17 protein-coding genes, 1 tRNA gene and 1 pseudogene are annotated in these 21479 nt (G+C 32.8%); 7 read left to right on the forward strand and 12 right to left on the reverse strand.

Going from position 1 to position 21479, the window contains the following annotated elements:
- Nucleotides 1–77: 77 nt before the first annotated feature.
- Nucleotides 78–1262 carry an MFS transporter gene (locus HMPREF2578_RS02390; protein WP_017174748.1) on the forward strand — a complete coding sequence of 395 codons (1185 nt, stop codon included), beginning with the start codon at nt 78–80 and terminating at the stop codon, nt 1260–1262.
- Nucleotides 1263–1381: 119 nt separating this feature from the next.
- On the opposite strand, the pseudogene HMPREF2578_RS02395 reads toward HMPREF2578_RS02390, so the two are convergent.
- The 3 genes and pseudogenes from HMPREF2578_RS02395 to HMPREF2578_RS02405 all read right to left on the reverse strand — a co-directional run bounded on the left by HMPREF2578_RS02395 (nt 1382) and on the right by HMPREF2578_RS02405 (nt 5303).
- Nucleotides 1382–2775 (reverse strand): annotated as a pseudogene (locus tag HMPREF2578_RS02395) (YfcC family protein).
- 177 nt (nt 2776–2952) lie between these two features.
- The gene (arsB, locus tag HMPREF2578_RS02400) at nt 2953–4242 is read right to left on the reverse strand and encodes an arsenite efflux transporter membrane subunit ArsB (RefSeq protein ID WP_070508271.1); all 1290 of its coding nucleotides are present in this window, start codon (nt 4240–4242) and stop codon (nt 2953–2955) included.
- A 185-nt stretch (nt 4243–4427) separates the two neighbouring features.
- Nucleotides 4428–5303 carry a hypothetical protein gene (locus tag HMPREF2578_RS02405; RefSeq protein ID WP_017174745.1) on the reverse strand — a complete coding sequence of 292 codons (876 nt, stop codon included), beginning with the start codon at nt 5301–5303 and terminating at the stop codon, nt 4428–4430.
- Nucleotides 5304–5507: 204 nt separating this feature from the next.
- On the opposite strand from HMPREF2578_RS02405, the gene HMPREF2578_RS02410 reads away from it, so the two are divergent.
- Nucleotides 5508–6179 carry a M15 family metallopeptidase gene (locus tag HMPREF2578_RS02410; RefSeq protein WP_017174744.1) on the forward strand — a complete coding sequence of 224 codons (672 nt, stop codon included), beginning with the start codon at nt 5508–5510 and terminating at the stop codon, nt 6177–6179.
- 104 nt (nt 6180–6283) lie between these two features.
- Here the strand turns inward: HMPREF2578_RS02410 and HMPREF2578_RS02415 are convergent, their stop codons facing one another.
- From HMPREF2578_RS02415 to panB, 4 genes are all read right to left on the reverse strand, one after another.
- On the reverse strand, nt 6284–7093 hold the full coding sequence (locus HMPREF2578_RS02415; protein WP_017174743.1) for an alpha/beta hydrolase: 810 nt from the start codon (nt 7091–7093) through the stop codon (nt 6284–6286).
- A 235-nt stretch (nt 7094–7328) separates the two neighbouring features.
- Nucleotides 7329–7712: an aspartate 1-decarboxylase gene (gene panD / locus HMPREF2578_RS02420; protein WP_002449536.1), complete on the reverse strand. Its 384-nt coding sequence runs from the start codon at nt 7710–7712 to the stop codon at nt 7329–7331.
- Nucleotides 7713–7717: 5 nt separating this feature from the next.
- Nucleotides 7718–8569, reverse strand: coding sequence for a pantoate--beta-alanine ligase (gene panC / locus HMPREF2578_RS02425; RefSeq protein WP_061544151.1), 852 nt, complete (start codon nt 8567–8569; stop codon nt 7718–7720).
- A complete protein-coding gene (panB, locus tag HMPREF2578_RS02430) occupies nt 8553–9380 on the reverse strand; it encodes a 3-methyl-2-oxobutanoate hydroxymethyltransferase (protein ID WP_061544152.1) in 828 nt (275 codons plus the stop codon). The genes panC and panB overlap by 17 nt, the downstream gene beginning before the upstream one ends.
- An 82-nt stretch (nt 9381–9462) precedes the next feature.
- Here panB and HMPREF2578_RS02435 point away from each other — a divergent pair, with 82 nt between their 5' ends.
- Both HMPREF2578_RS02435 and HMPREF2578_RS02440 read left to right on the forward strand, forming a co-directional pair.
- Nucleotides 9463–10317, forward strand: coding sequence for an oxidoreductase (locus HMPREF2578_RS02435; RefSeq protein ID WP_070508247.1), 855 nt, complete (start codon nt 9463–9465; stop codon nt 10315–10317).
- Between the two features lie 118 nt (nt 10318–10435).
- The gene (locus HMPREF2578_RS02440; protein WP_061544154.1) at nt 10436–11311 is read left to right on the forward strand and encodes an HTH domain-containing protein; all 876 of its coding nucleotides are present in this window, start codon (nt 10436–10438) and stop codon (nt 11309–11311) included.
- A gap of 26 nt (nt 11312–11337) precedes the next feature.
- On the opposite strand, the gene HMPREF2578_RS02445 is transcribed toward HMPREF2578_RS02440, so the two are convergent.
- Nucleotides 11338–12261 (reverse strand): hypothetical protein, encoded by a 924-nt coding sequence (locus tag HMPREF2578_RS02445; protein WP_070508248.1) that lies wholly within the window; start codon nt 12259–12261, stop codon nt 11338–11340.
- Nucleotides 12262–12382: 121 nt separating this feature from the next.
- Nucleotides 12383–13255 (reverse strand): trypsin-like serine peptidase, encoded by an 873-nt coding sequence (locus HMPREF2578_RS02450; RefSeq protein WP_048761071.1) that lies wholly within the window; start codon nt 13253–13255, stop codon nt 12383–12385.
- A 218-nt stretch (nt 13256–13473) separates the two neighbouring features.
- Here HMPREF2578_RS02450 and HMPREF2578_RS02455 point away from each other — a divergent pair.
- From HMPREF2578_RS02455 to lip, 3 genes are all read left to right on the forward strand, one after another.
- Nucleotides 13474–13564 (forward strand) — tRNA-Lys (locus HMPREF2578_RS02455).
- A 152-nt stretch (nt 13565–13716) separates the two neighbouring features.
- Nucleotides 13717–15228, forward strand: coding sequence for an MFS transporter (locus tag HMPREF2578_RS02460; RefSeq protein ID WP_070508249.1), 1512 nt, complete (start codon nt 13717–13719; stop codon nt 15226–15228).
- Nucleotides 15229–15622: 394 nt separating this feature from the next.
- Nucleotides 15623–17911, forward strand: a complete 2289-nt coding sequence (lip, locus tag HMPREF2578_RS02465) for a YSIRK-targeted triacylglycerol lipase (RefSeq protein ID WP_070508250.1) — start codon at nt 15623–15625, stop codon at nt 17909–17911.
- Between the two features lie 215 nt (nt 17912–18126).
- Here the strand turns inward: lip and HMPREF2578_RS02470 are convergent, their stop codons facing one another.
- From HMPREF2578_RS02470 to HMPREF2578_RS02480, 3 genes are all read right to left on the reverse strand, one after another.
- Nucleotides 18127–18420 (reverse strand): hypothetical protein, encoded by a 294-nt coding sequence (locus HMPREF2578_RS02470; protein ID WP_019835036.1) that lies wholly within the window; start codon nt 18418–18420, stop codon nt 18127–18129.
- Nucleotides 18421–18546: 126 nt separating this feature from the next.
- Complete coding sequence (locus HMPREF2578_RS02475) at nt 18547–19080, reverse strand: VOC family protein (protein WP_070508251.1); 534 nt, start codon at nt 19078–19080, stop codon at nt 18547–18549.
- Nucleotides 19081–19324: 244 nt separating this feature from the next.
- Nucleotides 19325–21334 (reverse strand): catalase, encoded by a 2010-nt coding sequence (locus tag HMPREF2578_RS02480; RefSeq protein WP_048680502.1) that lies wholly within the window; start codon nt 21332–21334, stop codon nt 19325–19327.
- Between the last annotated feature and the right edge of the window lie 145 nt (nt 21335–21479).

Below are 21479 nucleotides of genomic sequence, written 5' to 3' on the forward strand. Positions count from 1 at the left end.
TATACATTAAGTCTAGCTAATATTATAATAATTAAGTATAAATTAAGATAAATAGGATTAAATAGAGGAGGTTAAACATGTCGCAACGTTTATGGTCAAAAGACTTTATCTTTGTAACGATTGTGAATTTATTTATGTATTTAATTCACTACATGCTTATTGTGACAATTACACAATTCACAATCGAAACGTACCATGCTTCAGAAAGTATTGGCGGATTAGCAGCTGGTGTATTTATCATTGGCATGCTAGCTGGAAGATTAGGCGCTGGAAGAATCATCGATCATCTGCAACCTAAGAATGTGCTCATTGGCGGTGTCATTGGCTCTATTATAGCTATCGCTTTATATTTTACAATTCATAGTATTCTTATTTTGATGTTCGTTCGTTTTATTCATGGAATTGCCTTTGGTTTCTCTTCAACAGCAACGGGTACGATTTCTTCTAGATTAATTCCAGAAGAACGTAAAGGTGAGGGTATCGGTTACTACGGTTTAAGCGTAACGCTTGCTTCCGCTTTTGGCCCATTCTTAGGACTAGTATTAAATAATAATTTAGGATTTTCTTCAATTTTTGGCATCAGTTTGATTAGCATTGTCGTTTCATTTAGTTTTACTTTATTAATTAAAAAATTACCGATGAATCATGACATAGTTACTGAAGAACAATCACGTCCTAAAGGTCTCAGTGCTTTCTTACAAAAAGAAGCATTGCCTATTTCATGTGTCGTCATCTTAGTAGGAATTGCTTATGCAAGTGTACTTTCATTCTTATCAATATACAGTGAAATGTTACATTTAGTTACTGCATCTAGTTTCTTCTTTATTGTATTTGCAGTTGTGACCTTTGTGACACGTCCATTCACTGGAAAAATTTATGATCATTTTGGCGAAAATAAAGTCATGTATCCTGTACTTCTAAGTTTTGCAATAGGATTAGCTATTTTAAGTATAGTAAGTTCTCCATTTTTACTATTACTATCTGCAGCATTTATTGGCTTTGGTTATGGAACCATCGTTCCAACTGCACAAGCCATTGCCATTCAACAATCACCCACTAGTAAGATGGGATTAGCTACATCAACGTTCTATATCTTTGTGGACTTTGGTGCAGGCATGGGTCCTTTCATTTTAGGTCTACTCATTCCATTTATGGGCTATCGCTATTTATATCTTGCAATGGCAGGTCTAATTATTATTGCAATGATTTTATATTTCTTTGTACATGGTCGTTATCAAAACAGTACTTCATCAAAAGGTTAATGTATAAAAAAAAGCGTGCGCTCATTTAACATGAACACACGCTCTTTCGTTATTTTCACAAGATTTTCAAGACATCCATCTCACTAACTTCAGACAACCGTCAGTCTTACCTTATTTTTTTAGTATCCTATTACTAAAGCAATAGACATAGCAACGCTACATATAATTATCCATATTAATATAGTTTCCATACAAACTTCAACCATTCAGTATAAGAAATTTTACCTACAGCTAGAGCTCCCATTAAAATTGCTGATGTAGGAAATAGAATATTACTTATTGCATCACCATATTGGAAGGCTAAGACAGTAAGCTGACGATTAATATGTAACAAATCAGAGATAGGAACCATTAAAGGCATCGTCGTTAATGCTTGACCCGAACCTGATGGAATAAAGAAATTAAGAATGAATTGTAAAATAAACATAGCTATAATCACTAATGACGTTGGTACATCTGATAATAAGGTCGTCAATGCATGAACAATGGTATCTATGATTTTCCCATTTTCTAACAGTACGATAATTCCTTTTGCGATACCAACAATCATTGCTCCAAATAGAATATTTTTCATTCCATCTACTAAAGCATCAAACGTACCATTAAACCCTAAGCCACCTACTAAGCCCGCTAAAATTCCTGCAAATAAGAAATTAGCGCTCATTTCATTGAAACTCCATCCAAATTTAAAAATACCAAATATATTGAAGAGGATAGTTGCCATAATAATCATTAAACTAAATGCTTGTTTTTTACTAAAGTGTTGATAATCGATGTCTTGATTAACTTGTCCTTCTTCTTTTTCTAAATGATACACAATACTTTTAGTTTTATCTTTTTTAACTTTACTAGCATATAACATTACAGTTGAAATGGCCGTTGCTAATATAAAAAGATATATGATAGTTCGAAGGCCCCAACCTGAAAACATTGGAAGTTCAGCAACTGTTTGAGCCACCCCAACTGTAAAAGGATTTAACATGCCCCCACTAAAACCACTAGCTGCCCCCAAAATAACCATGGCAGCACCGGTTAATGCATCATAACCTAAGGTACGAGCAATAATAATACCAATGGGAACAAATATAATAGTTTCTTCAGCTAAACCTATTGTAAAACCTAATATTGAAAAGATGATCATCGTTAGTGGAATCATTAAAAAGTTGGCTTTTCCCAAAACTCTCATAGCTTTATTTACACCATTTTCAAAAGCACCTGTTTTGTGGACAATTCCAAAAGCGCCACCCACTAAAAATACATAAAAAACAATTTCTCCTCCACTAATCAATCCTTCTGGGACAGCTCTAAATATATTCAAAAAATTTAGATGTTCTGAAGATACTGTGTGATAGGTACCAGGAATAACTATGGTTTGTCCGTTTTTCTTTTCTCTCGCATATTCTCCAGCAGGAATAATATAAGTAAGTAACCAGGAAATTACTATAATCAACATTAATATTGCATAGGTGTGCGGCATTTCTAGTTTAAACTTTCCAGTTTTATTCTTTTTCATTTATGTCATCCCCTTGTTATTCATTACATAATAATCAAAACTCAAAATATATATAATTTATCATAACCTATTTAAACAAAAATGATAATATTACATTTTTAATAATTTTAAACTTTTTGTTTTATATAACAAAAGCCAAAAATCATATCATTTTTGGCTTCTTTTTAATAAGTCTGTCTATATCAATTTTAATGTTAAATATAAACCTAGTAAGGTCATGAATAAAACTGGAAGGGTAATAACGATACCTGTTTTAAAATAGGTGCCCCACGATATTTTAATTCCTTTTTGAGCTAAAACATGGAGCCATAACAATGTAGCTAAAGAACCAATCGGTGTAATTTTAGGTCCTAAATCTGAACCTATTACGTTAGCGTATATCATTCCCTCTTTAAGTACATCAGTAGCTGCTGATTGATGAATGGCAATCGCATCAATGAGTACGGTAGGTAAATTATTCATTATTGACGAGAGTATAGCTGAGATAAAACCAACACCCATAATACTAGTAAATAAACCTTGATGTGCGATATTTGAAAATATATGACCTAACACATGAGTAATCCCCACGTTTTTCAAACCGAAGACAACTAAGTACATTCCCAGTGAAAATATAACAATATTCCATGGTGCGCCTTTTACAACTTTTCTAACTGGAACGGCATTCGATTTCGCCGCTAAAATAAGAAAAATAAAAGCAATACTACCTGCAATAATAGAGACAGGCACACGAACAAACTCACTCATCATATAACCTATAAGTAATAAAACTAATACGAACCACGATATACGGAATAATGAAGCATCTTTAATAACTAATTGAGGTGCCTTCATTTTTTTTATATCCACTTGCTTTGGCATTGCCTTTTTAAAATAAAGCCACAATACAATAATACTTGCGATTAATGAAAATATATTTGGAAGTATCATACGACTTAAATATTCTACAAATCCAATATTAAAATAATCTGCTGAAACAATATTTACTAAATTACTCACTGTAAACGGTAAAGATGTAGTATCCGCAATAAAACCACTGGCGATAATAAATGGAAATATCATCTTTTCTTTGAAACCTAAGTGACGTACCATTGCTAATACTATAGGAGTGAGAATAAGTGCTGCCCCATCATTCGCAAAAAATGCTGCTACTATCGCTCCAAGTATCATAATGAAAATAAACATCTTTCGTCCATCGCCTTGAGATGCCTTTACCATATGAAGTGCTGCCCATTCAAAAAAGCCAATTTCATCTAAAATAAGTGAAATAAGAATAATAGCCACAAATGTTAGCGTTGCATTCCATACTATACTCGTCACTTCCATAACATCTGACCATCCTACTACGCCCGTCAGAAGTGCTACAACTGCACCAATAACAGCAGTAATCGAAATATCTAATCCATTGGGTTGCCAAATTACAAAAATTAATGTGAGTACAAAAATGGTAATGGCTAAAAAAGTCATCATCTATCATCACCACTTTTATACTTTAAATACTGCCATGTATTCCTTGAAAAATGAAATGTTGTATTTTTATATTTCATTTGCTCCGAACCTCCTACAATCTTATTCATCGTATCATAATAAACAGAAAAACGTTGTAAAATGTCTTAATTTAAACATCTCACAACGTTTTATTAACAATTCATTTATTTTTCTTCTTTTACCATTTTGCCATTTTCATCTAATTTTTGAATTTTTCCGTGTTTCATTCTATATGTACCTAGAATCTCGCCTTTTTTGTTACGATAGTTCACAATCCAGTTACCATTATGATCTGTCATTTTGACATCATCCCATAAATAACCTGATTTTTTTAATTCTACGTCATCAAAATCAGAAATTAATTGATACACTTCGTTACGATAACGCGTATTGACACTACCAGATTTTTCTAAATCATTTGAAGCTAACGGATTCCCATTATCATTAGCACTATCAGGTAACGAGTTTGAAATATGCATTTTACTTATAAGTTCTGGTAAAGCTTTATTATCTTTATTATGTTTATATACTTCTTCTAAACTAGCTTCTTTTCCTTTATCAAGTAAATCGTTATAATCCAATGTACCTTTTTGCATACGTCCTACATAAACTGTATCTTTATTAACTCCAATTAGCGCTTGATAGGTACTTTTATCTGGATAAACCGTAAAGAACTGCATATGTTTTGGTGCATGTTTTACTGGTTGTTTCACTTTAACCAATGTAAAATCAACTAATTTATAATTATGTTTGCCCGTAGGTAATCTATATTCATAAATTCCAGTTAGAATTTCATTTTTAGTCAATGTATATTGATCGACACCATCAATACAGAATGCTAATGCTAATCGTTCTTTCGTTGATAATTTAGACGTATTGGTTAATGACGTTTCATCTTTTTTATCTGATTCGTTCTTTTTAGCTTTTTGAACGTTATTTTGATTTGATTTTGATTTATTATCTTCTTTTGAAGATTCATGCGTACTACAAGCAGCTAATAACATCATCATGATACTACCCAAAAATAAAAATTTTTTCATCTATTGGCCCCTCATACATTCTTCTTATTTTACTAATATACTATACATTATTTATACATTATTTGAAGAGGAAGATAAATATAAATTTTGTTAAAATACCATTTTTTCATAAAAGTTGTATCTTATATAATTAAAAAACTATGTTACACTGTGTACAATGTTTCATTATTGTTTATAGTAATTAAAATTTAAAGGAGTTTAAGCATGAAAAAATTCTCTGCAGTCCTAATGACAAGCGCTTTATTACTTTCAGCTTGCTCACATAGTAATGATGAAAATGAAAATAATACTAAACAAACATCTCAAACTAATAAAAGTGATGACAATCAACAAAAACATAAAAAAGTTATTAAAGAGGGTCGTACATATATCGATGGTATTTTAATTGTAAATAAAAATATAGGTCTTCCTTCAAATTATAATCCTGGTGAAGATCCAAAAGCCCAACAAGCCTTACAACAATTATTTAGTGCTGCACAAAAAGAGGGTATTAACTTATACAAAATGAGTGGCTACAGAAGTTATCCTACTCAAGTTCAACTATACAATCGTTATGCTGCACGCGATGGTAAAAAAGCTGCAGATAAATATAGCGCACGTCCTGGCTACTCAGAACATCAAACAGGTCTTACATTTGACATCGGTGGCGTTAATTCAGATAAAAACTTATATGCAAGTTTCGGAAAAACAAAAGAAGGGCAATGGATTGCGAAAAACGCACATAAATACGGCTTTATCGTGAGATATCCTAAAGGAAAAGAAAAAATTACTGGTTATCAATACGAACCATGGCATTTACGTTATTTAGGAAAAGATACTGCAACCAAAGTATATCAATCTGGTAAAACTTTAGAAGAATATGTAGGATTAAAATAACTTCGCCACACATATTATTAGTCAATTAAAAACCATGAGTGAGAATACTCCTACTCATGGTTGTTTTAATATTAACTTCATTGTTTCACGTCAAACATCATATTTTATCTATTTTTACTATCCAACCAATCAATGATATCTCTAAAAATACTTTGATTATATGACGACTCATTGAAAATTTCATGTTGTAAATTTTCATAAATATACAGAGACTTTTTCTTAGAAGCAATTTCATTATATAAATCGATAGAATCTTTATAGCTTACGAGACCATCTTCTTTACCATGTAAGATGAGTACTGGATCTATAAAATGGCTTGGATGTTCTTTTAGATAGGCAATACCATCCATCAGGGTAAATATGAGGCCTATAGAAATCTCTTTAGCGACTAAATCATCATCTCTATATTTTTGGATAATTTCTTCGTCAGAACAAACACCGTCTTCCAGTTCATTTTTGACATATGTATCTGCTGAAATATTTTTATCTGGCTCTCCGAATGTACTTTTATTATAGCGCGTTAGTGCGCCAGAAGTAATAATGCCATCTACTTTATTAGGGTATTTGGTACCAAATAAAGTTACCGCGTAACCTCCCATACTATGTCCGATTAAAAATACTCTTCCACTATAATTCTCCTTAGTGTAGTTAATTATCCTATCCAAGTCATCAATGATTTCATCCACATGACTATAAAATACTCTCTTACCTTCAGAACGCCCATGACCACGTTGATCAAAACGAACGACATTATAATGATGCTCATTTAAAAACGCGACCAATTCATCATAACGGTCTAGATGCTCTGCAAGACCATGTGCAATTATAATATTTGCTTTACTTTCTTTAACTTCATTAACTTTTGTATAGAGTTTAGTTCCATCTTTTGATTCTAAATATTTTATATAATTCATTTTTATCATCCCTTTTATTTACCTTTACTCGTATCTACCCTTCGTTAATTAGAATAAACACATATAAAACCTCTTAATATTCTTATTTCGTTTGATGGTTTTCCTCTTATTTTTCCCATAATAACATCACTATGCATCAAAACTTTCTAAAAAACTCATAACTCTATACTCTTAATATATAAAAAGCGTGCTAGTCTTTCCAAAATAATCTCTTTAAGACTGCACGCTCACTTAATTACTTAATTATTGTATTTTCTTTTTCATGAATCATTTGAATTATTTCATTATTTTCGTTCATAATCGCTACTTTAGGTGCATGATCGATTAATTCACGTTCGTCCAACTGTACATAAGTCATAATAATAACAATATCATCTACTTCTACTAAGCGAGATGCAGCACCATTGAGACAAATTTTTCCACTACCACGTTCACCCGCAATCACATATGTTTCGAAACGTGCTCCATTATTATTGTTTACAATAGCAACCTTTTCATTTGGAAGAATATCAACCGCATCTAAAATATCGGCATCGATCGTGATACTTCCTACATAATTTAAATTGGATTCTGTGACACGTGCTCTATGAATTTTACTATTCATCATTGTTCTAATCATTTTCTCTATTTACTCCCTAAAATAATATTATCTATTAAACGTGCTTTAGAAAATTTGACAGCTAAAGCAATAAAAATTTGACCATTTATTTCATTAACAACTTCAAGTTCAGGATAACTATAAATTGCGACTTCGTCGATATGACCGCTTGTATGTTCTTGTAAGTATGTTTTTATTGCACCTACAAGTATATGACTTCGACGTTCACCTTCTGCATACATGTCTTTGGCTAATTTTAAACTTTTACTTAGATGAACCGCTTCTTTACGTTCTTCATCAGTCAAATACACATTACGAGAACTACGCGCCAGTCCATCGTCTTCACGTACTATATCGACGCCGACAATTTCAATAGGATGATTAAAATCTTTTACCATTTTCTCAATAATTGCTAATTGTTGTGCATCTTTTTTACCAAAGTAGGCTTTATTAGGACTTACGATATTAAATAATTTATTAACTACTGTAACGACACCATCAAAATGTCCAGGACGTTGTGGGCCTTCTAAGACTTTCCCTAGACGTCCCACCTTTAATGTGACGCCTAATTCATCTGGATACATCTCTTCAACGGAAGGATGGAATACATAATCGACATGAATAGCTTTAACTAAAGAAACATCCTTATCAATTTGGCGAGGATATGCATCATAATCTTCATTAGGTCCAAATTGTAATGGATTTACAAATACACTAATGACTGTCACATCGTTTTCTTCAACTGAACGTCGCATCATACTTAAATGTCCTTCATGAAGCGCACCCATTGTTGGAATGAAACCTATTGATTGACCAGACGCTTTTATGCGTTGTGCGATTGTTTGCATCTCTTTTACAGTATTAATTACTTGTGTCATTTTTATTAACCTCATCTAATACTTTTTTCTTATACGTATGTGCTTCTGCAGGAAATGCTCCTGCTTTCACTTCTTTATCATATTGCTTCATACCATCAATGCCTACAGATAAATCTGCAAACTGTTTTACGAATTTAGCATAACGTTCTACGCCATAATTTAACATATCGTGATACACCAATACTTGTCCGTCTGTATCTCTACCTGCCCCAATACCAATAACTGGAATGTCTAATTGTTTACTAATTAATCCAGCTAAGTCACTTGGAATAGCTTCTAATACTAACGCCACTGCACCTGCTTCTTGAACGGCATGTGCATCACGAATAAGTTGTTCTGCTGCGTCTTTTGTACCACCTTGTAACTTGTAACCCATAACACCGACACTTTGTGGCATTAAACCAAGATGTGCAACAATTGGAATACCCATTTGTGTCGATTTTTTAATGAAGTCAGTTAAATGGGCACCTTCTGCTTTTAATGCATTCGCATTGGTTTGTTGATATAACGTTATCGCATGATTTAAATCATGTTCCGCACTTACGCCTACCGCTCCGATAGGTAAGTCTACAACGATAAATGTATCATCGGCGCCTCGACGAACAGCTTTACCATGATGAATCATATCATCTAAAGTAACTTGAGTGGTTGTATCATAACCTAAGACTGTCATTCCTAGCGAATCACCAACTAGAATCATATCAATATTGGCTTGTTGCGCTTGTTTTGCACTGGGATAATCGTATGCTGTAACCATTGAAATTTTTGTACCATTTTGCTTCATTTCCATAAGTTTTGACAAATTTTTCATTATTTTATCGATCTCCTATAACATTATCTCAATAATATCACGTATAATTATATGTAATATTTTAAAGAAAGGAAAGTTATAAATGCGTATTGCGATTATTGGGCCAGGAGCTATAGGTACGACGATTGCTTATGAATTACAACAAATATTACCTCATATCACATTACTTGGGAGAACAAATAAGTCCATTCACTTTCAAACTGCAAATCAACATGTCATGGTTAAAGATATTAAGTCTATGACTGACCCCTTCGATGTGATTATCGTGGCAGTCAAAACGCATCAACTTGAATCTTTAATTCCAGACTTAAACCGTCTTACTCATGAGGAGACAACGATTATTTTAGCTCAAAATGGATATGGTTTACGTTCAACTTTACCATTTAAATATGTCTACCAAGCTGTGGTCTATATTAGTGGACAGAAAAAAGACGATGAAGTGATCCATTTCAGAGATTACCGTTTGCATATTCAGCATGATCGTCGGACTGAACAGCTTAAACACTATTTAGAACACACTAAAATAGAACTTATATTAGAAGATCACATAGAAACAACGATTTGGTATAAATTACTCGTCAATCTTGGTATTAATTCGATTACTGCTTTAGGTGGCAATACTGCACAAATTCTAAAAATTTCAGAAGTCTATCAATTATGCACGCGCTTATTAGAAGAAGGTAAACAAGTCGCTATGGCAGAAGGTATTACATTGCCTGACACGATTGTTGAAGATATTATGCATATCTATGCTGGCTATCCAGATCATATGGGAACAAGTATGTATTATGATGTGATGAATCATCAGCCCCTTGAAGTAGAAGCAATTCAAGGTTTTATTTACCGTAAGGCTAGAACACATCACCTCTCTACGCCATCGTTAGATACAGTTTATGCATTATTACGGTCTCACCATTCTTTATCCATTCAATATTAATGTTAAAATCAATGTTTAACTATTAATATTTTGTCAAATTATATAGTAACAAACCATATTACAAGCTATATAATTATTTTTAAAAACTTTTTCACTTTAATAAAAGGGAGATATATCTTTGGATAAAGCAACACGTATACTTAATATTTTGACATTATTATTAAATGGTCATGTTGTCACTCAAGAAGACTTAGATCGCTTTACAAATGTCAGCAAAAAATCTATTCAACGTGATATTAATACAATTAATACATTTTTTTATGAAAGTCATTTTTGGAGAAGCAATCATACTAAAATTGTCTATAATTATCAATTAGGTGGTTATGAACTCACCCATGATACTACGAACAAACAAAGTCTTGGTGTACTAAGTTTACTCATTAAGTTACAAAGTCTCACACCTATTCTTCATTACGATATTTACAAATTTTTCCTACATGCGATGTCGTCTGTCAGAATAGAAGATAAACATATTTTGATGACGATGTTACATCAATTCAAAGTACGTGATGATTTACTTCCTGGAAAAATATTAATGGACCTTCAAAAAGCAATCGTCAATAAACATAGGGTGCGTATTGAAGTAGATCATAACAAAATGACTATTAAACCATTATCTATTTTGTATATGCATTATGATTATTGGTTTACTTACGAATTTCAACATAAAATACATACCGTTTCTTTGAAATCGATACAATCCTTACACGTTCTAGATACAAAATTTTCTAAAGACTTCGCGAATAATGCAGTATTATTTGAAATGAGTACAACCATTTGGAATCAATTTAAACAACAATTTTCAATTAAAGAGATTGTTTCACGTAATGAAGACACCATTTTGGCATGGGTAAATTGCACACGGTTTGATGCTTATTACATTGCTTATCAACTTGCTCCTTTAGCAAAAATTATTGCTCCAGAATCATATATCGATAGTTTTATTGAGCGTTTAGATGAAATTAAACGTACTTACACAGAAAACAACAGCTGACCATTAAAATCAGCTGTTGCTTTTTATTAATCAATTGGATCTCCATGTTCATCATATTTTGTTACTACACCGTCAGAAGTAACGATATATGAGCCAACTAAATCTCCATTTTTATCTAAAATTGAGAAGCCCCAATCTCCGTTTTCATTTTGTTCTGGTTCTTTATATGTGTACGTATCAGTATCTAATTGATGACCTTCATAATCTTCTACCTTATCAATGACATTTGCACGTGTTACTTTTTCAGTAGATGAAGATGATTCACTAGTTGTATTGTTTGAATCAGTATATGTTTTTCCATTAGTAAAAACGATTTGATTCACAATCTCCTTATAATTAGAATTCTCACCGTATTTCTCAAGTAAGGTATGGAGATCTAATTCATGACCTGTTTGTGAATTTACAAATTGACTGTATGTGCCTGGACTTTGGGTTGCGATAATTGTAACCCTATCGCCTCCTACTCCAATAAGCGTAGAAAATGAGCCTTTAGCAGGCTGAGTAGCATAGAATTTCATATTACTTGGTGCACCCTCTACTCCATTGTCTAATGCTTCTAATTGATACGTATCTATACTTTTTTGTTCGCCGCCACCGTTATAATTCGCAAAATATGAATGATTTCTTAATTCATTTGCAGTAATAGCATAGTCTGACACTGAAGGATCATTTAAAGCTAACGCTACTTTTTCAGCTTGAGATAAGTTGTCGATATTACTATTTGTTTTATTCTCTCGTTGATTTCTATCATTTGAACTTTTATTACTATCTTGTTGGGTATTATTTTTATGATTATCTGAAGTGTTTTTATTTGATGATTGGTTACTTTGTGATGTAGTATGTTCTGATTTTTCACTAGAATTATTGAGCCCAATCATATCTCCTAAATCACAACCTGCAAGTAAAGTTGTCGCCGTTATTGCGCCGATAGCTAAGTAATGTTTCTTCATTTATTTCGCTCCTTTTAAAATAAAAAATATATATTCAACTGACAATATTAAACAGACTCTGTATGTCGTTATGAAAAAGTACACACTTCATTATCTAAAGCATGTACTTTTTTTATATCAATTACTTAATATGTTGACGTACGAAACGACCAGCATATCCTTTAAACGATTCGCCACCAGACATTTCTTGTTTAGCATAAGCATCCGTTGAACCACCCATTAAGTTATATCCATATGTTCTTAAGCCATACATTTTTGTAAATGTACTATTTAACATTGGTGAGCCTGAAGCACCTGATCTAAAAATATCTTTCGTTTGAATCTCTGTACCATTTGTTGAGAATTGAGTTACACGAAGTTTATTAAAATACGCTTTTGTGTTGTCGTTATATTGCCATGGATATCCTAATGAATAAAGTGGCGAATTGAATTTCAATTGTTTAATCTCTGAATCCGTTGCAATTTTAACTGGTTTCACATATTTAGACATATTTTGTTTTGTGTGAACCACTGCAATATCATATTGTGGTACTTTAATCACTTCTGTTGCTTGGAAAACATATGGCATACGACTTCCATCACGATTCATTTGAAATTTAATATATTTCGGAGCCGCTGCACGACCATATTGATCATCGATAACATGTGCATTGGTTACAAATGTATGTGCCCCAATCACTGTTCCTGTTCCCATAGAATCTTGCTTTCTTACAGATGCATCGCGAGAGCCTTTTTTCCAGCCATTTAAATTAGATACACGGCCAATCGCCTTTAAATTATTTTGTGAGGCATTTGGATAGCGTTGGATTGAAATACTGCTGTTACTAATTTTTTTCGCTTTTAAATACGCTTGATATGATCCTCTTTGTATCCCGTCATAATAATAGTTGGTTTCTACTGCTTTAGCCTCTTGATGTTGGGCAGAATATCCTAGTACACTAGCACCAATAACGACACTCGCTACTAATGATTTACCAAATTTAGATTTTAGCATTAATTTGTCCCCTGCTTTCTTCCATTTAAAAATGAATTGGTTTTATGTTTAAAATAAAATATGTACATCAATATTATAAAACAAACAAAGGACAGTATGCGTCTTTTTTATAAAACAATTTATTTTTAACTTTAATGTACATTTATAAATTATTTACATAAAAAATATTTTTCTTTACAAACTTCAAAATATATAGTATAGTATTAAAGTAAAATTATGGAGGGATACTCAAGCCTGGCTTAAGAGGCTAACCATTTTATGGTTAGTAGGAGCTTTTAGCTCGCGTTGGTTCAAATCCTTCTCCCTCCGCTATCTAAGAAACCTAAGATTAAATTCTTAGGTTTCTTTTTATTTCATATTTTATATATAAGACACTCTTATTTATTTTTCCCATTTATAAGAGTACAATAGTTAAGTTGCGAAATGACGATACACCATATTCATATATCGGAGTGAAAAAAATGGACTTTTGGTCATCTAAAAAAGGAAAAATGCTAGAAATATCAATACTTGGCATACTAACTATCTTCGGCATTGGTTCACAATATTTTTCAAATTTGGCTTATAGTTTAAATCAAGGTATTTTACAAACATCATTTGGTATAGGTTCTCAATATCTCATTATACCTTCTGTGATTGCTAACTTTGCCTTTGCACTTGGCGTGCCACTTGGACATACATTGACACACAAATTCGGGTTTAGACGTAATTTTTTATTCTTTGTAACTCTATTTTTAATCGGCTCGATTATTGGGCTTTTTTCCTTCGACTTAATTATTTTATCTATTGCTAAAGGGTTACAAAGTTTAAGTACCGGCGTCTTATTCTTCACACTTTTACCAAAACTCTTTCTCAATTTCCCTAAACAATACCGCAATGTATTCTTATTAATGGTTATTGTAGGTTTATTTGGCGCAAATGCATTGGGAGGTCTATCAGGTAGTCTATCTTTAGAATTAGATCGTTGGCATTGGATCTTTATTATTAATATTATTTCAGCTATCTTATGTCTTATTTTAGGTTCAATATTCTTAACAAAAGAAGAATATCAACATTCTGAACCTATTCATATTAGTCGTCCTATGATTATTTCATTAGTTCTTAGTACGATTGCTCTTACGCTACCGATGGGGATGCTTACACAAAAAGGGTACGGGTCTCTCTGGGTCTGGCCTATCCTAATTATAGCAATTTTATTCATTGTAAATTTTGTAGTTTTTAATCACGAAGCAAAACATCCATTTGTTCACTTTAAAACGTTATTAACAAAGAAACCACTTGTTGGTGCAACAATGGCTATATCTTCACATTTAGCCTTATTATGTGGTATTGCAGGAATTAATGTGTATATAATTAGAATCTTACAATTACCTTTCACTATATCTTTACATTTTTATTTATTCTTTTTCATAGGTGTCATTGTGACAGGATTTATTAAAATGTTTATCTATAGTGCAGTAGGAGCTGGTGTTTTAGGCACATTAGGCTCATCAGCGTTACTTTATGTCAGTGTTCATTGGATGATTTTACATGATATCGTAAATATTCATTTACTTTACATTCAAGGTTTCCTACTTGGTTTTGGTGCAAGTATGACACTTGTAAGTGGTGCTATGGCAACATTATTAGATGGCGATTTACTTCAAGCTGGTCAGCGTTCTCAAACGATGCACACAATACGTAACTACGCGGCAGCATTTCTTGTTCCAGTGATTGCCTATCTGATTAAATATAATATTCAAAAAGGAACACAATCTGTTTATACAGAAAATATTACAAACACTTCAATTTATATTAAGCGTATAAAAGATATTGCTATTGATGCTGATCATAAAGTATTTCTACTAATGATTATTTTCAATTCGATTATGTTAGTATCATCGATTATCCAAATGTCTCTTGGAAAAGGGAGACGTATTACACCACCTCGTTCGCCTAAAAACCCCGAGTTACATTTGAATACACACAAGTAATGATTTTTAAGGAACAGTTTACTTTATTAGGGTTTCGCTCCTTAGTTTACGATGTTATTACACATTTCAATTTCATATACCCTTAAAATGTATATTTACTCTATGTAATTGTGACAGATTATTGACAACGCTTTCATATAGCGTTACTATCTATTTACATTCAATAGACAACGTTGATGGTTAAATCTCGTATGTAGCTCTGTTCTACATACGACAATTTTTCATCATATTTGTAAACGCTTTCTAAATTGTCTGTTAAGAAAGGATGGTTACTTTGGAAAATATTAAAGCGATATTTAGTAAACTTTTCGGATTTATTCCACGTTCAATAATTAATATTTTTATTTAACCTATATATTTTATAACAAAAAAACAATTAATAGAGGTGCTATTTATGAAAAAAAGTGAAAACAGATACAGTATTCGTAAATTCAGTGTGGGTGCATCATCCATTTTAGTAGCGACATTGCTATTTATGGGAGGCGGTGCTGCACAGGCAGCAGAAACACATCAGGAAGAGGGAAATCCTGAATCAGCTGTAGCACAATCTATTGGGGATAATAAAAAACAATCTGATAATCAAGAAACACAACAAGACAATGTTCAATCTGACGAACAAGCTACTTCTACATCTCAATCAGTAACTAATGAAAATGAAACACAACGCTTACATAATGAAAATAAAACTTCAACTCAAGTTAAAGATGATACTGATCAATTAAACACTAATGAAGAAACAATTGAACATAACCTAACTGATCAAACTATTAAACATCAATCAAATCAATCTGAAGACGCATTAACTAAAGAAACTCCTTCAGATGAATCACAATCATCTTCAACAAAAGAGAGCAAAGCGTTTTCTGAGCAATCTCAAAATAATACTAAAGACACAATTCAAAAAGACACAATCACTTCAGATAAAAAAGATAACACAACTGAAACGTCAACTACTAAAAATCAATCTCACTCTTCAGAAAACGTGACAAATGAAAGTCCGACAGAAGAGAAAACAACAACTCATGACCATTCAACAACTCAAACAACGACTGCTGAAACCAACACATCATCTACAAAAGACAATACTTCAAAAACAACTGACAGTCATTCAACAAAAACATCTCAGTCAACACCTCTAACAGAGAGTAAAGAATTAACACCATCAAAAACTCAACAAGATTCAAATGTAAATCAGGATGCAATAAAAAATAATGACGTAGAGGCGCCGTCTACTGGAAAAACAAATGATACTGTAGACACAACTGAAACACAACAAACAGTGACAGCTAAACAACCAACAGATTCTACTACACCTACAGAGAATACTTTAAACACTAAAGATGAAGCGATCTCAATTGATGGTACAACAAATGAAACTATTGGAAATAAAGATGCTAAAGATCAAAAAAATTCACAAGCCGGCATAGAGACATTAGCTAACAATGGAGTAGCAACAACAAATAATACATCTCAACAACAAGGTACAACAGAAACAAAAGATCAAACTAATAAAGTTGCTAAACAAGGTCAATACAAAAACCAAGACCCAATTATTCTTGTTCATGGTTTTAATGGATTTACAGATGATATTAATCCTAATGTTTTATCACATTATTGGGGTGGCGATAAATTAAACATTCGTCAAGACTTAGAACAAAATGGTTATAACGCTTATGAAGCAAGTATCAGTGCGTTTGGTAGTAACTATGATCGTGCTGTTGAACTTTATTACTATATTAAAGGTGGTACTGTAGATTATGGTGCTGCACATGCAGAAAGATATGGTCATGAACGCTATGGTAAAACATACGAAGGTGTTTATAAAGATTGGCAACCTGGTCAAAAAGTGCATCTAGTTGGTCATAGTATGGGAGGCCAAACTGTTCGTCAATTAGAAGAATTATTAAGAAATGGTAGTCAAGAAGAAATTGAATACCAAAAAGAACACGGAGGCGACATTTCTCCATTATTCCAAGGTAATCATGATAATATGGTTTCTTCAATCACAACACTAGGCACGCCACATAATGGTACACATGCCTCTGATAAAATAGGTAATGAAGCCATCGTTCGTCAAATCGCCTTTGATTTAGGTAAGCGACTAGGCAATAAAAACTCTCGAGTAGACTTCGGTCTGTCTCAATGGGGTCTAAAACAACAACCTGATGAATCTTATTTATCATACCTTTCACGTACTAAAACATCTAAGTTATGGCAAACGAAAGATAATGCTTTATACGATTTAACACGTGATGGCGCGACGGATCTTAATCGCAAAACGTCACTTAATCCAAATATCGTTTATAAAACATATACAGGCGAAGCAACACACTCTACATTATTTGGTAAACATAAAGCAGATTACAATCTCTTCTTACCATTCACAGTGACAGCAAATCTGATTGGTAAAGCCACTGAAAAAGAATGGAGAGAAAATGATGGTCTTGTATCTGTGATTTCATCTCAACATCCTTTCAATCAAGCTTATACGGAAGCAACAGATACAAATCAAAAAGGCATTTGGCAAGTAACGCCTACTAAACACGACTGGGATCATGTCGATTTTGTAGGTCAAGATAGTACAGATACAAAACGCACGCGAGAAGAACTACAACAGTTTTGGTATGATTTAGCTGATGATTTAGTTCAAACAGAAGCGCTAACGTCAACTAACGAAGCTTAATATCATTTTTATGGAAAGGTGGTTGTCTAATGTCTGGTGATTTCTTTCAATTACTTGGTTCTTTCTTCAGAATAGTTAAAGCATTATTTTTCTAATTTAATATAAATAAAAGCACCTCCAAATGAGATGAAGACATTTTCACTCGTTAGGAAGTGCTTTTTATTATGTAAAATTTAGAAGAAAATGATGTTATAAAGTGTGGTAAGTTTTTCAATCTAGTTAGGTGAATGTACATCTACATTATTATCGTTTGACGAGAATGCTTCTTCATTTGCTGAAAGGATTACTTTTTTTGCGTGATTTGATTCTTTGACTTCATGACGTAATTCACTGTTCAAGCCTAATAAATTATTGGCTTGAGTTTCTTCACTATTGTAATCTTCCAATCCATTCACAATTTCAGTTGCTAAATATTCACATGCATCTTGATTTTCAACTTCAACTTTTTCATTAATTATTGATCCAATGACTTCAATTAAGTCACATTTTTGAATTTGAATATCAATCATTTGTTCTACTCCCTTAAACTGTCATTAAACCTTTTGCTAGGCTTTCTAGTTTATTACCCTGTTTCGAGAAAAAATACACAAAATCGTCACTGTTGAAAAACTCTATGCATGATTGAGTCCATTTTATTACTCATCATTGCTTTTAGGAATAAATACCTTCGCTTCACTATCATCAGGATAGTAAAAACCATTAGGTACAGTTTGAAGTTCGATTAAGCTTCCCCATGGCGCTCGAATATAAACGATTTTATTATTCTCTGTATCCTCATATTTTGTATTAGAATGTGGTTCAGATAATGGCTCTCCTCCTGCCTGTTTCACACGCTCTAATACATGGTCAAATGCGTCACTTTCAATATAAAAAGAAATATGTGTAAAACCTATATCTTGTAGTGATTGTGGTTCATGTTGTTGCGCGTGTTGGAATTCAAACATTTCAATATTAGGACCACAACCAAACACCATCATGCGTTTATGAATAATTAAAGCTCCTTTTTCTAGCCCTAAGATATGCTCGACATATTCGCCACCTCTTGGCTCATCTTTTTTAGTTTGACTATCATATGCAATTTTTCCATCGAGTCCCTGTTTAAAAAAAGCAGTGGCTTCTTCAATACTAGGAACCGTAAGACCGATATGATTAATACCTCGATTCATCATATCTCCTCCTTAATCAAAAGGTGCAAGACAGCATTCATTTTGAATTTGTCGTTCACCTCAGTAACGTATCTTCAACTTGCATTGGACGTAGACTTTCTTATTGAAAGTCTGTATGTTAGACGCCGAGACTACAATTGAAAAAAATTTGGAACAAACGCATGTTCAATTCAATCATCGACTGCCAATATATTAAAAAAGCCTAAGACAACGCATTATGTCTCAGGCTTTTTCAAAAACTTATTCATTATTTTCTATCGAAATATCTGTAACGTTTGAATGCGTCAAGGATAGCTTGTGGTTCGCTAGAGACTACAACACCAGGCGCATCTAAATCAATACGATTGCTTTGTAATACATTTTTCGCTTCTTCAGTGATTACAACAGGTTTTTTATGATTATAACTCATTTCAGCAAAGTCAATCGCAGTCGGTAACATCTCTTTACCATCTGAAAGAACGATTACACTATCAAATACTGTTGAACTTGCTGTGCTATAAGTTTCAGTAATACCAATTTCATCATCATTAAGATTTTTAGCTGTTTGTCCAACAAATGCATAGTTTAAGTCGTTGTTAACAAATACTTCTGCATATGATTTTAATGTTTCAGCGCTAATATCACCATTTACAAGCACTGCTACAGAGTGTCCTTTTAATGGAATATCAAATTTTTCTAATGTTAATTGGCTATCTTTAGCATCTGATTGCACTTCTTCATTTTCTGCTGGAACTTCTACGCCTACATTGTTTGCTACGTATTCAGCTAATTTACGATCAACTTTATTAATTTGATTAACAGCATTTTGTTTTACTTCTGGTGATTTACATTTACCAATTTCAAATGAAAAAGCATCGGCTAAATGTTGCTGTTCTGCTTCAGTTAAGCTGTTTTTATATAATTTAGCTTGAGTATAGTAATCTTTGAAGCTATCACTACGTTGACGTACTTTATAACCTTCTACTTTTTCATGATAATGCTCGAAACCACCTTGTTCTTTAGGTGTTGTATGAGGGTTATTATTGTTCAAGCCATTTTTATGGTAGGCTGTTTGACCTTGATGAATATATGATTGATGCATTGCATCACGTTGATTATTATGAACTTCTGCAACTGGGCGGTTAATAGGAATTTGGTTAAAGTTTGGTCCGCCAAGACGAGAAATTTGTGTATCTGTGTAAGAGAATAAACGACCTTGTAATAATGGGTCATTAGAGAAATCAATACCTGGAACGATATGCGCAGGGTGGAACGCAACTTGTTCAGTTTCTGCAAAAACGTTATCTACATTACGGTTCAATGTCATTTTACCTACGATTTTCACAGGTACTTGATCTTCTGGCCATAATTTAGTTGGATCTAAAATATCAAAATCAAAGTCAAATTCTTGTTCAGGTTTGATAATTTGTAAGCCTAATTCCCATTCAGGATAGTCACCTTTATCAATTGATTCATATAAATCTTTACGATGGAAATCAATGTCTTTACCATGTAAGATTTGTGCTTCATCCCATACTAAGCTTTCTAAACCTTGTTTAGGTTTCCAGTGGAATTTAACAAAGTAAGATTGACCTTCTTTATTTACAAGTCTAAATGTGTGTACACCAAAACCTTCTTGTTGACGGAAGTTTTTAGGAATACCTCTATCACTCATTGCCCAGAATACTGCGTGCATAGATTCAGGATTTTGACCAATGAAATCCCAGAATGTATCGTGTGCTGAACCACCTTGTGGCATTTCATTATGTGGTTCTGGTTTTAATGCATGTACAAAGTCAGGGAATTTAATTGCATCTTGAATAAAGAATACAGGCGCGTTGTTACCTACTAAATCGAAGTTACCTTCATCAGTATAGAATTTAGTAGCAAAACCACGAATGTCACGTACTGTATCTGGAGATCCTTTAGAACCTTGTACAGTAGAGAAACGCACAAAGACAGGTGTTGTTTTTTCAGGGTGTGTTAAGAAATCAGCACTTGTATATTCACTTAAATCTTCATACACTTGGAATTCACCATGTGCCCCAAATCCACGAGCATGTACCACACGTTCAGGAATACGTTCATGGTCGAAGTGCATCATTTTTTCACGGAAGTGGAAGTCTTCTAGTAAAGTCGGACCTCTATCCCCTACTGTCAGTGAATGTTCATCTTCACTTACTTTCATACCACTATTTGTAGTCATTGCTGTACCATCATTATTTTTTCTTAACTCATCTAATTGTTGTTGTTTTTTGTTTTTGTTTGATTGATCCATACTTATCTCTCCTAGATATAGATTGGTATCGTAAATACATTGTTATGTACATTGTTTCCTTATTACGGAATACAGTTAGTTATTCCCATTTATAAAAGAATTAATCATTTTAAAGAAAAAATATATTCCCATAAATTTTTATTTA

This window comes from Staphylococcus sp. HMSC072H03 (assembly GCF_001809305.1).
Classification (GTDB): domain Bacteria; phylum Bacillota; class Bacilli; order Staphylococcales; family Staphylococcaceae; genus Staphylococcus; species Staphylococcus hominis.